This is a genomic window from Neisseria sp. HMSC061B04 (assembly GCF_001836705.1).
Taxonomy (GTDB): Bacteria; Pseudomonadota; Gammaproteobacteria; order Burkholderiales; family Neisseriaceae; genus Neisseria.
In genome coordinates, this window is the sequence record NZ_KV830221.1 from 2331 (window position 1) to 16887 (window position 14557).

Consider the following 14557-nt stretch of genomic DNA (forward strand, 5'->3'; position numbering starts at 1 on the left):
GATTAAGGGGGTATTTGGGTAGAATCAGTGGATACTTGGAACGAAAATAGCCGAAAAACCTGTGTTTGGATTTCGGCTGTCGGGGAAAAAGAATTTTGCAAAGATCTCAAGCTGTTTATAAAAAAATCTCCTAAATATTCTCAATGATAATTTAGGAGACTCTTATAAAGGTTTTAGGCCAAAAATATATATTTTTAAACCCTTTATCAAGTTTTGATAGGGTTAAAATCAATACCCGTGATATAACGTTGTCCAGAATGAGCCTTAATATGTACTACAATATCAATGGTTTGCCTGAGTAGATTCTTAATAACTTCAAACTCTAAACCACTTCCTTCAGGTGATGCCTTCACCATTAGTGCCAGCTGATCCCAAGTCTGTTCAGTACTACCAGCATGACAACTTGTAATAGATCCTGGGTGTCCAGATGCACAATTTCGAATAAAATAAAACGATTCGTCTCCTCGTAACTCGGCCAGAATAATTCTATCTGGTTTCATACGTAAACAGGACTCCATGCAACTTTTTGCTGTGATATTTGAACTACCTTGTCCACCTTTTGAGTAAAGTAAATGAACTACATTCTCATGTGGAATAAATAGCTCCCTAGCATCTTCAATACTGATTAGTCTCTCGCTTAAAGGAATGTGGTTAACTAACGCTTTCATGAAAGTAGTCTTACCACTACCAGTTGCACCTGAAACAACTATATTTTTTTTATACTCAACGGCTTTTTTAAAAAATTCCTCGTAATTCCGATTATTTTTCAGTTCAACTAATTCCTTATCTTGAGGCGACAATTCTCCATTTAATTCAATAATCTGACTAAAGAAACCATCTTTGCTATACTGGCTTAAGCTCTTAGTATGTTTTGATGGTAGACGGATTGTAATTGAAGCTTTTCCTGCATCACAGGCAGGAGGAATCACAAATTGAGCCCGTTGGCCTGTTGGAAATGTTAATGACACCATTGGCTCTGCTTCTGTAATTCGTTGACCAGTATTACTTTCATTAACAACAGCTGTACAGAACTGACGTGCCCTATCAAAGTTTAGCGTATCTACTTCTACCTTTTTCCAACCTTGAGAAGTCTCAAGAAATACCTCTCCCGGCCTATTAATACAAATTTCCGTAACATCAGGATCTTTCAGGAAAGAGGTAATTCCCAATACTTCGTATTGATAATCTAAGAAATCTGCTGAAATTGTTGAGTTTAATTCATCCATGTTTAAAATAAGTTTATTCAAAAATTTAATTACAATATATTTGAACCTTAGGTGTGTTTTTCATTTTAGCCTAAGAAATACTCAGCCCTCTGGCTTGTGTTAACTGCTTTTGTTGTGTTTCTAATTCAAATTGCTGAGCTGTTACCTGTACCTTTATAAGACTTTCTTCTATCGGTGTAACTGCAGCTTTTTGCATATCCACAGAAGCAGTTCTTAATTCAGGAGCCTTATCACCAATAAGAATATGCCCATTTTCTTTAATATTTTAGAGATGCACCTCTCATCTTGTTTGCGTACCCTTCAGCAGCCAGTGCCATAGCAATATTATCTAAGCTTCTTTCATCGTAGATAATATCTTTTTTATTACAGAATTCAGTAAAAATTTTTTTACTCTGCTGATAGATATTTTGGGCATTTTGTGGGATTGCTTCCAAATTCAAAGGCTGATTAGTGTACATATCATCCCCATTGCTAGGAGCTGGAGCATGAGCCATGTTGGTATTCCGAGGTTGACGCAAAATCTTAATACCATCTATTCCCGTAGCAGAATGTACTCTAATAACATCATTATATTGGCCTGTTTTTTGTTCTTTTAAATGAATTCCTAAATCACCATTTTTGAAATTTTCAATTTTAAGACCATTTACATCTAATGTCCCTGTATTTCTATCCCATTCATATACCATTCTAGCACTACGGTAAACGAAACGGTTTGGTTGAGATAAATCACGTACACCACCCTGTAATATATGGCCATTTAATAACACTTCACCCTTGCCGTCTGAATCTCGGATAATATCTAAATTATCAGCACGATATTTGTCATGTCCTTTACCACCAAATAATTTATCTCTTCCGGAATTACCGGCTAAAACATCATTACCATTACCACCAATTAATACATCATTACCACTACCGCCTAATAAAATGTCATTTTGATTAGTACCTTTTAGAATATCATCACCGGCATCTCCATACATATATGCACCACTTTTTAAATAAGTCTTAGATCTGCCTATTAATAAACTATCACGACTATATGATCCATCAGCAACGACTTTATTGTTACCCTTATTTCCAAAAGTGTCATAATTTGCCATATGTTTAACAAATACTTGTTTATCTTCCGGCCTTAAGAATGCCTCAGAAAAGTCTTTGGCAAAATTGGTACGGGTATTCAGAAAGTAATAAATATCCTTTTCATAATAACTCAATCCAATCGATTCATTTTCTTCTGAATTTGGACGCATACCATACATATTTTGGCGAGCAATCAAATCCTTAACTTGCTCAAAAGATTTACCCTTGATATAAGGATAAAGATCACCGCTAATTTTAGTACTATAGGCACTTCCATTATTTCGCTCTTCATAAGCAATCATACGTGCTTCATTAAAGATTGCCTCTGCTTCTCCATAGCCTCGTGCTTGAGCATAAGCTTTAGCAGTATTATAATAACTCGCTGATTTAGCCTGATATTTACCCAATGCATGTCCTATTTCATGGGCTACTGCTGTAGCAGTAGTATACTTTGAACCTGGTAGAAAATAGATATTTCTATCTTTAGAGTTATAGTATGCATTACTCTTGCTATCTTTAGCTTCGAAAAAACCTTGTCCGTTACTGCTAAACTGATTAATCTGTCTAACCAGCTCATAATCTGCCTTTATCCTGTCCAATTCTGACATAGTGGAGTTGAACCGTTTATTATGAAAACCTAATATTCTTAATTGAGTTTCTGCTTTTTCGTTTAATTTAGTCATTATATATTAGTCTCTGTATCAATAACCCATCGGACTCATTTCTGTATTACTATAAAAAGTAAATGCTGTAATTGCTCCAGAACCGTTGTTTGCTGCAATTATTTCACGACCATTTTCACGCCAGTAGTAATCAACCAGCTCTTTAATCGGGTCAGTTTCACGTCGTGGATAATAATCTCCATACTCAGGAGGCATTTCTTTCTCCTTAGGCTTTGGTAAAAAATCAGGAAATCTATTTTCAGGAAAAATACTTATTTTTTCTTTGAAATATTGTTTGGTCGGTAAAATAATGAAACTGGTTTTATATGAGGTATGACGTACTGCCACATATAATCCAATAGGGGAAGTAAAATTTTCGAAATGATTATTAACATGTCCTTCAACAACTGGAATTTGCCAAATATCTTCTAATTCTAGCGCATACATTGCATACAGGCAGTCATCTTTAAAAGCCGTATCATACATCTGCTTGATTAGATCATCCCGATTTTCCACTTTGTGCAACATACTTCGGCAACGATTGCGCACTTGTTCCATAGTTATTTCTTTTTGTATATTCTGCATCTTGGAAGAATCCTTAATATTTTTATTACTAATCTGCGGAGTACAAGAAGTTACCAAGCATACAGTTAATATGGCTGTAATCGCTGATAGTTTCATATAAATTCCTTTTTTGTCATTCTGCACATTTCATTTTCAGACGGCCTTGGACTTTGATTACTATTACCGTTTTTCTTTTAACGAGGCAACTTTCACTGCCCCCATCAGCCGTTTAGTAAATGTTCCATCTTGGTAATAACGGATTTTCCCCACTTGCGCTGGATGTGACATACCTTCGTAAAGGATAATTTCCTTATCTTGGCTCATTGCCTTTAACTCTTGCGGCAACATCAATGCGCGACGTTCTTCGCTTTCCGATACACTACGTTCGCGTCCGCGGCTGACATTTTTTCTTTTCACTGTGGTATAACCCAGCATTTCGGAGTACTCGTTTGCATCCTGCTGTTCTCTAGGAGTATAGATGATTTGCAAAGCATGGTTAGTGATAATGGTACGTGCATATTCTTTGCCATAGACAGCATCCAGCTGGGCAACTGATTGGATAATCGGAAATAGGCGAATGTTGTAACCTGCCATATAGCTGACGGAATGGGCAATAATTTCAACTTTACCAATACTTGTGAATTCATCCATCAGCAGCATACATTGATGTTTCAAATCTGGGTTGTCCTGAGGCAGCTCTTTCGTATTCTGGTTGATAAGTTGAGAGAAAAATAGGTTGACAATGACCCTTGATTCAGCAAGTTTATTGGGAAGAATGCCGATATAGATGGTCATTTTCTTTTTACGTACGTCAGTCAACAGAAAATCATCAGCTGAAGTAGCGGAATCAATGACGGGATTAATCCATGGGTTTAAAGGTTCTTTAAACGTACCCATGATAGAACCAAAGGTTTCTTTTTCCTGAGAGATTAAACCGGAAAAAGCAGTTTTTGTAGCCTCACTGAGATATGGTTGTTGTGATAAAGATGTAAAATACTCCTTAAGCTCTGTTCCATTACCTGATGAAAGGCGATATATTTTCCCTAATGTACAAGCTGGCTCATTTTCTTTGCCCTCCACAGAAAAGTCAGCCATTGCTTCATGCTCATCAAAACAATAAAGTGAAAACGCCAAAAACGCATTTCTTGCCTGCGCTACCCAGAACTTATCACGGCTATCTCCATCAGGATATAGCATTGCAGCTATCGACATTAAATCCGATACTCGCTGGTCAGGATCAGAAGAAACATAGGTAAACGGATTCCAACGGTGTGTCCTTCCATCTTCGGCAAACGGGTTGAACAAATAGACTTCCTGACCTAATACTTCTTTGCGGTAGCCGCTAGTCAAATTGAAGTTCTCCTGTTTGATGTCCAAAACAACTACCGATCCTTTATAACTTAACAGGTTCGGAATAACGATACCGACACCTTTACCCGAACGTGTTGGAGCCGCTAATAAGGCGAATTGCTGGCCATTGTAATGTAATAATTTACCGTTGTATTTACCAACAACAATTGAGGTATCCGTCTGTTTAAAAAATCCAGCTTTTGACAAATCAGCCATTCCGGCAAATCGTGCCTCCCCATGAAGACTCTGAGAGGCAGTACGCCAAATAGGAATTAAACCAATCAGACCAATCAAAAAGGTTAAACCAAATCCAACAATTCCTGAAGTTTTAATCTGTAACGAGTATTTGGCAACTTGAGGAATATCTAATGTATTATAGTATTTAAACCATGTTGTGAGCAGCAAAGGGGTTTTATCTAAGCCTAACCATTGTAGTAGGATAAAACCTGATAAATAACAACCCAATAACAAAGAGATTAATAATAGAAATACCGTGACAATAGATTTGTTTTTTAGAGTCATTATAATACCTATAAGTTAAATAATTGAATTATTTTGAATTTTTATTTGAGATGTAAATCTTCAGATAGTTTTTAGTATCTTGCATTTAAGAAAGACTATTCTTAGACCACCGACCGAATTCTTATGCTATCTTCTCTATACAAACTCTTAGATTCTCATTTAATCATAGAGAGTTATCGACAGCAGCATGATGAAGATTTTCCATAATTCCTCCTTATTATGAGGCCTAATAATTAGGCCGTCTGAAAAAATAGACGGCCTTTTATGGTTACTGCATTACCGAACTGAAATCAATATCCTGGGCAGTATAAATATTAATCAAAGTACCTTGATTTATTGTTACTGTATTAGGACGAGCATTATTTCGTTCAAGTTGATTGATAGCCTGTTGTTTCAATGTATTGGCTGTCTCACTTTCAAAAGGATTAGTACTAGTTGATGTCATAGTTGTAACCGTTTGTCCTTGTGGACCATATTCAGTAGCAGTATATTTAAAAGCATCTGAAATCATACTAATCAATAAAGCCGATGCTAAACGTGATCCCCAGTGAGACTTAAATTTACCGACATGACCTGCTGCACCAAGATTATCTACTCCAGGAGATTCCAGTGTTACATCGATACCATCGGGTGTTATAACTCGATTCCAGATAATCTCCATCCGTGGACCAGTAGGGTTACTGGAGCCATATTGCCCCATTACTTTTGAACCTTTCGGCAATAAGAGATATTTTCCACTTGCAGAATATACAGGTTCAGTAATGATACAAGATGTAAATCCTTTTACCTCAGAAATAATTTTAGTTTCTAATACACAACGCAAATAAGTCCCTTGTTGAAGCAACTTATCCCTATTATGCATATAACGGACAGCATTAGCCTGAGCTGTACTTACTCCTGACTCTTTTTGAGCAGCCTCCCCGTCCTGAACAAATGCAGAATTCATATTAGCATACATATCTCCTGCTGGAATAATCGGCTGTATAGGAACATTAGGAGTTGTTGGAGTTGATGGAGTTATAGGTGGCAAGGTCTCCACTACTGGTGGAGTAGTTACATCTATTGTTTTTGTATTCGATGTATTATCCGTTTCTAATTCGGGCTTTTTGTCTTCTGCTAAATCAATTGAAGGGGGTTCCGTCACTTGAGGATCTGGAGCAGGTAAATCTGGTACAGTAACTACCTGAGGGCGTTCTGGAGGGGGAGCTTCATCAGGACCACTAAATTGATGATAGGCAAATGCCCCTAGTCCAGCTAACCCAAAACCTGCAGCTACAATAAACGCAATAGCTTTTTTGTTGACTGTACGGTCAACAGGAGCATTTAGCTGAGGAGCATTCTCCTCAAGTCCCGCCAATTGTTCTTGTTCGTATTGGCTTGAATATAAATTTTGTGATGATTCACTATCTTTGTGATGTTCATTATTTAGCTTATCAGACATTCTTAATTCCTTTTTAATCCAACTACATCATTTCCATGTCTCAAAACTAAGAATGGATAAGTCCCATGGACAATAACTACATTACCTTCAACATTACTGTTTAAGACAAACTCAGCTCCTTTCTCTGATTTTCTGCCATAAACAGCAGGAAAATCACCTGTGAACTTGCCCTTATTCAAATGGACATAGGTAAATCTGCCATCATCATAGACTTTTAAAGGAACTAGCCAACGAGATTTTTCATTTGCAGCCACATCATAATTAGTATTATAGATTTTAGAAGAATCATATTTCAGGCTATAGCCAGCCAAAGTACTAGCACGAAGACTGAAATCCGTAGAATCGGGATATCTGAATTTAACTTGATAATTTACCCCTTTGTCTGAAGCTTCTGACAAATTGCCAACAACATTCTTCAAAACCTTAAGCTCAAAAATATATTGGTGAGCCTGAGTACGAACAATAAGATTAGTATCAACTGCATCAGCCTTTGGACGCAGATAAAATACATTTTCTCTACGTACCAAATCCCATCCACCACTTAGGCCTGCACCAAAATCTTTAACCTTTTCACGAGAATCAAGTTCAATTTGTGTGACTACGCCTTGTGCCGTATGAACGGGATAAGTTGTATTTTCTTGAAACGTATACTCTTGAATAGCTGCAGCATAGACGCTTCCTTGCAACAAACACGATGCTGCCGTTGCTAAAAATATTTTTCTTAACATTATTGATTTCCACTTTCAACAGATATAGGAGAAGCATTAGGAACATCATTATCTACAGATGTAGGAGCTTCTAACTGGGGCTGGGGTACACTTTGTACTTGTTGCTGAGCCTGGCTTTCAGATGATGTTCCTGCAGAAAGATAATCCGAAGATAAATCTTGAACAGGTGATTCACTAGCATCAGGATCAACACGATAAGACAATACCTGAAATCCCAGGGGATTTTTTAACCTATACTTTTCATCCATCTTCAAATTGCTATTATAAGTATAGGTCAGAGTAGCAACATTGCTATCCATAAATCTTGATATGCCAGTACTCTTATTTAATAAAAATCTTTGGAATCTTACTGTTGCGCTAGCATCGCGACCATCGGCCTTTCCACTATTATTAAGGACGATACTCAAAATCTTAACGCGAATTGACTGAGCAGACCCATAAAGATTAAATGGGCTATTCGGATTACTTTTATTCATCAGATTGCGATAGCTGTCAGATACCCCTGCAACCGACATAGAATAAACTGTAGCCCAGTCATTATCATAAATAATCTGACTATCAAAAGATTCTCTAGCAATAATAAAGTGAGAAATATTACTCTTATTTACTGCTTCATTTTTAGTAATATCTAAATTATTCCAATCACCGGCTAGTTTAGCAACAGTAGCTTGTCCCGTATAGACATCAGCCATAACAAGATAAGGTTCTTTTTCTTTCAGCGGCAAAATATAAAATAATCCGCCAAGTAGACACAAAGAAGAGAAGGTAGAAATACCGGCAACAATCCATGCCCTTTTCTCACTTTTTTTGCGGATATCGACCAAGGTCGTTTCAAAATCCAAAGATCTTTTTACAGCCTTTTGGATATTGCCATCAGTAGTATTTTTACTTGATTTGAACATATATTTCCATTTTAATCTTGAGTTTTTACATCAGCTTTTGCTGATCTCTCATGTTTTTTCTTCCCACTGTTTTTCACAGCAACATCCATTTTCTTATGCGCCATAATGACACCATTTTGAACATAGAAAACCATCCCTTTATCTTCATAAAGTTTAGATAATTCACTCAAGGCATTATCAAGCTCGGTATTTCGTATTGTTGATACTTTCTTATACAAAGTAAAATCAAGCGTATGGTCATAAACAACAGGCATCTTTGCCTCTTCTCCCCAACGCTCCAACAAACCTTTTACAGTTGTATCAAGTTGTGTTACTTGATAAACATGAGGTTTGACAAGCGGAATCTCAGTTACCTGATCAGGTAGTTCATTTAATGGCTTCCATGAACTTGGGAAATCTGGAGCAGACTGATTTGCACAACCTGCCATTAGCGCGCCCACACTAGCAGACAGCAACAGCGTTCTTAAAAGAAACATACATAGCACCTTATAAAACAACTTAAGTTACAACCAAAGCGTCTTAATTAAAAATGAAGAAAAGACAATTCATGTTTGGTTATTTTTATTGGTTAAAATCTTGTTAATTATTTTAATCTGTGCTAAATTTCACGTCAATACAAATTCATATTTTCATCTCAACATCATGTTTTTTTCCTGCGCCGACTTAGCTGTTCCGCATGATATTATGCATCATGTCGTGAGAGTTGAATCCTCAGGCAACCCATACGCCATAGGTGTTGTAGGCGGACGCTTACAAAGACAGCCTAAAAATTTGGCTGAAGCAGTCGCTACTGCTAAAATGTTGGAACAAAAGGGATTTAACTTCTCCTTAGGATTAGCTCAAGTTAACCGATACAATTTAAAAAAATACGGGTTGCATTCCTACGAACATGCATTCCAGGTGTGCCCAAACGTCAAAGCAGGCTCGCACATATTGCGAGAATGCTACAATCGTGCAAAAGACTGGGGTAAATCTTTCAGCTGTTATTATTCCGGTAACTTTGTAACCGGTTATAAGCATGGCTATGTGCAAAAAATTTTTTCATCCATGGGGAAAGGGAGAGCAATCCCACAAAATGCCATTCCAGTCATCAGCAATACTGTGAATACCTCTCGCCCTATGGGACAAATGACAGCGCAACAAACTAACCGCCCAAATTTGACAGTTACCGCTAATCCACAACCATACTCGGCCACTGTCTCTAAAAACCAACATTCCTTACAAGATAATAGTACTGCACAAGCGAAAAGCAATACTTATAAAGATAGCGCAGCAGTCTTTTAGATAGTTTTTTTTCCACATCAACCTGTAATAAACATAGGAAATTTCAAATGAAAAACACTCAGATTCAAAAAAAATCCCGCTTTACCGCTGAAAACGTTGCTACAGCAGCATTTGTTGCTGCAGCATTTTTAGCACCAACTGTAGGTATGGCAGCCGATGATTTTACTTCAGCTTCCGGTGGCGCCTGTAAATTCATTAAAAACATCCATACCGTATTGAACTTAATGTCCGTTGCTGTTGTAACCATCGCCATTATCTTTGCCGGTTACCAAATTGCTTTTGCACACAAACGCATTTCTGACGTCGCTCCTATTTTAATTGGTGGCGTACTGATTGGTGCGGCCGGCCAAATCGCAAAAATGCTGGTTGGCAATGCAGACTCTTGCTCTGCCGGTACAACATCAGCAATGCTCCAAGTATTGCAATTTTTTGCCTAATTAACACCATGCAGAAAAACATCGTTTTTCGAGGATGTACGCGTCCGGCAACCTTTCTCGGTGTACCTTATATACCTTTCTTTATAGGAGCCGGCTCAGGATTATTGATGGGAATGTACTTCAATATGTTTTTTTTATTGACCATTCCCTTCATCATCCTGATTATGAGGCAGATGGCCAAGCGGGATGATATGATTTTTCGTTTTCTCGGTTTACGTCTGAAATTTAGACTTAAAGCCAGAAACCGAGAGGAGTTTCCTGATACGTGGTGCTTCTCGCCTAATGAATACCGTAACAATCCTCCCAAACAATGACAACAAAACATCCGGCAGACATCTTTGTCTGTCGGACGATTTCAACACAAAAAACAAATAAAATGTTTACTCCTGACGCATCAATCAGTCAATTCGTATCCCTCTCCACCCATGTTTCCCCAACCATTGTTAAAACCACTGGTGGGGACTACCTGACAACATGGCATCTATCCGGCCTTCCTTTTGTGGGTCGAGAAGAATGGGAGCTCGAACACAAACACAACACATTTAATCGTTTACTCCAATCCTTACGCGCTCCGGACTATGTCAATGTTGCCTTCTGGGTACATGACATTCGCCGCCACCGCGGCATCGATTTGCGCCCAAAATTCCAAGAGTCTTTTAATCAAAGCCTCTCCGACCGCTATTTTTCCCGACTTTCTAAAGAAAAGCTCATGAACAACGAGCTTTACTTGACCATGATTTACCGCCCCGTTGTTGACGGCAAAAAGTTTGTTGATAAATCAGGCAATATCGATCGTCTGAAGGCCGAACAGGAACAAGCTATCGGTACGCTAAATGAATTAGCAACCAACCTTGAAGCCGTCCTCAAAGACTACCACCCCTACCGACTCGGTATGTACGAAGGCAAAAACGGTACTGTATTCTCAGAAACACTCGAACTTTTCGGTTACATCCTTAACCGTGTAAACGAGCCGGTTCCCGTACTGCCCGCTCCTGTTTACAACTACTTACCCCTTAGCAGACATCTTTTCTCTGCCAAAACCGGTGACTATATCGTCCGTACCCCTGAAGGTAAAAATCACTACGGTGCCATACTCAACCTTAAAGAATACCCTGACGGTACCTATCCCGGCGTGCTTAACGGGCTCAAATATTTGGATGTCGAATACGTTATCACTCATAGTTTCAGCCCCATGAGCCGATACGACGCCATGAAAACCCTTGAGCGTACCCGTGGCATGATGATCTCTTCCGGCGATAAATCCTTTACCCAAATTGCAGAACTTGATCATGCAATGGACCAACTCGCATCCGGCAATTTCGTTCTTGGAGGCTACCACTTCAGTCTTGCTATCTATGCCGACAGCCAAGAGCAGCTTTCCCAAAACATTGCCGCCGCCCGAGCAGAGCTTTCCAATGCAGGTTTTGTAACAACAAAAGAGGACTTGGCCGTCTGCGCCGCATATTATGCCCAGCTTCCGGGTAACTGGAACTACCGCACCCGCATCGCCAATCTCTCATCGTTAAATTTCTTGGGTCTCTGCCCACTACACAATTTTGCCGCCGGCAAACGTGAGGGCAACCCATGGGGGCAATGCGTTACCGTTCTTCAGACGACCAATGGCCAGCCCTACTACTTCAACTTCCATGCAACCCTCGAAGGCGAAGATTCCGAAGGAGAAAAAGCCATTGCCAATACTATGGTTATTGGTAAGTCCGGTACAGGTAAAACAGCCCTTATCAACTTCCTCCTTAGCCAGGTACAAAAATACGATCCCAAACCCACTATCTTTTTCTTCGATAAAGACCGTGGTGCCGAAATTTTTGTCAGAGCCTGCGGCGGTGCCTATATGGCACTGGAAAGCGGCCAACCTACCGGCTTTAACCCTTTCCAATGCGAAAATACAGAGGCAAATGTCCAATTCCTTTGCGGCCTTATGAAACAACTGGGAGGCAAAGCGCACTACTCTGCCGCAGAAGACGACGACGTCCTGCGCGCCGTTCGAGCCATGCTCGATACTCCGCTGGCGCTGCGCAGCATTTCCAACTTCCAAAAATCTCTGCCCAATACAGGCGATGACTCCCTCTATGCCAATATCCGCAAATGGACCCGTGGAAACAGCCTTGGCTGGGTTTTTGATAACCCTCAGGACAAAATCGACTTCAGCGGAGCCAATATTATCGGCTTCGACTACACCGATGTGATTGAAAACCCACAGGTACGCGATCCAGTCATCGGCTACCTTATCCATCGAATGGAAGAGCTTATCGATGGCCGCCGCTTCATCTACATCATGGACGAATTCTGGAAAATCCTTGATGGCGAAGGCGGTTTGAAAGAGTTTGCCAAAAACAAACAAAAAACCATCCGTAAGCAAAACGGTATGGGTATCTTCGCTACCCAGTCACCGGAAGACGCCCTCAAAAGCGATATTTCCGCCGCACTGATTGAGCAGACAGCTACCATGATACTGCTGCCGAATCCGAATGCAGATAAAAAAGACTATATCGACGGCTTGAAACTGACCGACTCAGAGTTTCAAGTAGTCAAAGGCCTGGATGAGCGTAGCCGCTGCTTCTTGGTCAAACAAGGTCATGCGTCAGCTGTTTGCCAGCTTAATCTGCGCGGATTTGACGACGAATTGGCTGTCATCTCCGCCAGTACCGACAACATCGACATCATGGACGGCATTATCAAGAAAACAGCCGAACGCCTTGGCATTAGCATCGATGCAGTGAAGCCAGAAGATTGGTTGCAGACCTTCTACGATGAGCGTAAGGGTTCCGGCAAGAAGTCGGCTGCTAATGTGATGCGTAATGCAGATTAGACCGCTTTGAAATGAATACAAAGCAAATAGGGGCATCTGAAAATAATAGATTTTCTAACAACCCTTAATACGAAAAACTTGGATATTCGAAATTAATTGAATCAAAGAAAGATAAAAAATGAAAATTGGAATGAAAAAACTGGCAGCTGTTCTAGTGTGCGCCGGAATGTTGGGAAGTTCGCCTGCGATGGCCGGCGGCTTTCCCGTATTTGATGGGGCAGCCTTAGGTCAAATGATCAAAGACGGTATAGAAAAGTTTATTCACTATAAAAAAATCTATGATCACTATAATAAGGAATACGAACAATGGAAAGAGCAATTTGACAGCCAAATTCGTGGTCCACTTTCTTCTGTTCAGCAAATAGATTCGATCAAAGAAATGTCAAATGAGGAAATTTTGCAGATTTTGAATAAACGCATCCAACAGTGTAATAGTCTAGTCAATGAAAAATCCAAAAATCTGTGTATTACCTCCATTCAAATCGACAATCAGAAGATCAAACTTTATTTTGCTACCGAAGACCGTATCTCGCAAAATATGAAAAGACTAGATGCAACATTAAAGAATTATGAAAGAGTCAGTTCAAAAAACAATAACGGTAAAAATTCAGGTGTTCTCCAAACCATAGAGTCCGACATTCGCAACCAAATGTTGAACATCAACAATATCGTCAAAATCAACGAGCATCAGATCAAATTGTTGGATGCTAAACAAGAAATGATTCAGAAGGCTCGCACTGCCGTAACACAAGAGCAACTCCAAGGTTCTTTTTCAGTAAGAGGGATGGCAGCAAAAGCCGTTGTTCATGCTGCTATTGTCACTACACTAAAAAGCCAGGCAGGAGACTATAAAACTAAAGCTGAAGGTCTTCGAAAAGGATCCTCAAATTCTTCAAATAAAGCATTTTACCGATAACAGAAAAAGATTAACACTATGGATCAATTTATCAGTGGCGTTGGCGAATTAGCCATCTATACCAGTATCCGCGACTACATCTATGCTCGCATAGAATTTTTAACAGAACACCTACTTTCCAAAAACCTCAGTATGGCTTTGTCTTTGGTCTTAGCTCTACTTACCCTTTGGATCATGGTTCAAGGTTATCTGATTGCAACCGGTAGAAGCCAAGAAGGGCTTAAAGGGTTTGCATTTGGTTTGGGTAAAGCCTATTTTATTGTCTTTGTCGCCTTGGGCGTTGCCTCAAGCAGTAATTTTGCCATAAGAACACTGACCGATACGACAGCAGATACCCTATCTGAAATTATGCGTGGCGACAATAAAATTGGGGCAGCCTGTCTGACTCAATCGACCGACAGCTTTGTTGGCTGTAAAATCGACCAAAACCTTACTGTTGCCCAATCCATTATGGGCATGTTGAGCAGAATCGATACCGCAGGTGATCCAAACATTTTCACCCAACTCAATCAGGCAAAATGGTTTGCCGGTGTCGGTACGGCCGGACCTGGCGTAGTAGCAGGAACCATGCTGATCGTATTCCGCATCGCCATGGCTCTCTTTATCGGCTTTGCGCCT

At 39.7% G+C, this 14557-nt stretch carries 14 protein-coding genes; 6 read left to right on the plus strand and 8 right to left on the minus strand.

Annotated elements, in window-relative coordinates; genetic code table 11:
• Positions 1–206 precede the first annotated feature (206 nt).
• From virB11 to HMPREF2661_RS08975, 8 genes are all read right to left on the minus strand, one after another.
• Positions 207–1226, minus strand: coding sequence for a P-type DNA transfer ATPase VirB11 (gene virB11, locus HMPREF2661_RS08940; protein ID WP_049323293.1), 1020 nt, complete (start codon positions 1224–1226; stop codon positions 207–209).
• 257 nt (positions 1227–1483) lie between these two features.
• A complete protein-coding gene (locus HMPREF2661_RS08945; protein WP_070823437.1) occupies positions 1484–2989 on the minus strand; it encodes a calcium-binding protein in 1506 nt (501 codons plus the stop codon).
• Positions 2990–3007: 18 nt separating this feature from the next.
• Positions 3008–3649, minus strand: a complete 642-nt coding sequence (locus HMPREF2661_RS08950) for a hypothetical protein (protein WP_234398625.1) — start codon at positions 3647–3649, stop codon at positions 3008–3010.
• A 63-nt stretch (positions 3650–3712) separates the two neighbouring features.
• Positions 3713–5404, minus strand: coding sequence for a type IV secretory system conjugative DNA transfer family protein (locus HMPREF2661_RS08955; RefSeq protein ID WP_049323272.1), 1692 nt, complete (start codon positions 5402–5404; stop codon positions 3713–3715).
• 268 nt (positions 5405–5672) lie between these two features.
• Positions 5673–6845 carry a TraB/TrbI/VirB10 family type IV secretion system protein gene (locus HMPREF2661_RS08960; protein ID WP_070823440.1) on the minus strand — a complete coding sequence of 391 codons (1173 nt, stop codon included), beginning with the start codon at positions 6843–6845 and terminating at the stop codon, positions 5673–5675.
• A 2-nt stretch (positions 6846–6847) separates the two neighbouring features.
• On the minus strand, positions 6848–7573 hold the full coding sequence (locus HMPREF2661_RS08965) for a TrbG/VirB9 family P-type conjugative transfer protein (protein ID WP_049323269.1): 726 nt from the start codon (positions 7571–7573) through the stop codon (positions 6848–6850).
• Positions 7573–8475 (minus strand): VirB8 family type IV secretion system protein, encoded by a 903-nt coding sequence (locus HMPREF2661_RS08970; protein ID WP_049323267.1) that lies wholly within the window; start codon positions 8473–8475, stop codon positions 7573–7575. The genes HMPREF2661_RS08965 and HMPREF2661_RS08970 overlap by 1 nt, the downstream gene beginning before the upstream one ends.
• A gap of 11 nt (positions 8476–8486) precedes the next feature.
• Positions 8487–8951 (minus strand): hypothetical protein, encoded by a 465-nt coding sequence (locus tag HMPREF2661_RS08975; RefSeq protein ID WP_003746748.1) that lies wholly within the window; start codon positions 8949–8951, stop codon positions 8487–8489.
• Between the two features lie 100 nt (positions 8952–9051).
• Between HMPREF2661_RS08975 and HMPREF2661_RS11280 the strand changes: the two genes are divergently transcribed.
• From HMPREF2661_RS11280 to HMPREF2661_RS09005, 6 genes are all read left to right on the plus strand, one after another.
• A complete protein-coding gene (locus HMPREF2661_RS11280; protein WP_349267277.1) occupies positions 9052–9759 on the plus strand; it encodes a lytic transglycosylase domain-containing protein in 708 nt (235 codons plus the stop codon).
• Positions 9760–9806: 47 nt separating this feature from the next.
• Positions 9807–10196 carry a TrbC/VirB2 family protein gene (locus HMPREF2661_RS08985; RefSeq protein WP_049323264.1) on the plus strand — a complete coding sequence of 130 codons (390 nt, stop codon included), beginning with the start codon at positions 9807–9809 and terminating at the stop codon, positions 10194–10196.
• Positions 10197–10204: 8 nt separating this feature from the next.
• The gene (locus HMPREF2661_RS08990; protein ID WP_036490852.1) at positions 10205–10510 is read left to right on the plus strand and encodes a VirB3 family type IV secretion system protein; all 306 of its coding nucleotides are present in this window, start codon (positions 10205–10207) and stop codon (positions 10508–10510) included.
• A 62-nt stretch (positions 10511–10572) separates the two neighbouring features.
• Positions 10573–13023, plus strand: a complete 2451-nt coding sequence (locus tag HMPREF2661_RS08995) for a VirB4 family type IV secretion/conjugal transfer ATPase (RefSeq protein ID WP_049359282.1) — start codon at positions 10573–10575, stop codon at positions 13021–13023.
• A 130-nt stretch (positions 13024–13153) separates the two neighbouring features.
• A complete protein-coding gene (locus HMPREF2661_RS09000; protein WP_141759999.1) occupies positions 13154–13939 on the plus strand; it encodes a hypothetical protein in 786 nt (261 codons plus the stop codon).
• An 18-nt stretch (positions 13940–13957) separates the two neighbouring features.
• The coding region (locus HMPREF2661_RS09005; RefSeq protein WP_210400054.1) for a type IV secretion system protein at positions 13958–14557 on the plus strand (600 nt) is incomplete at its 3' end.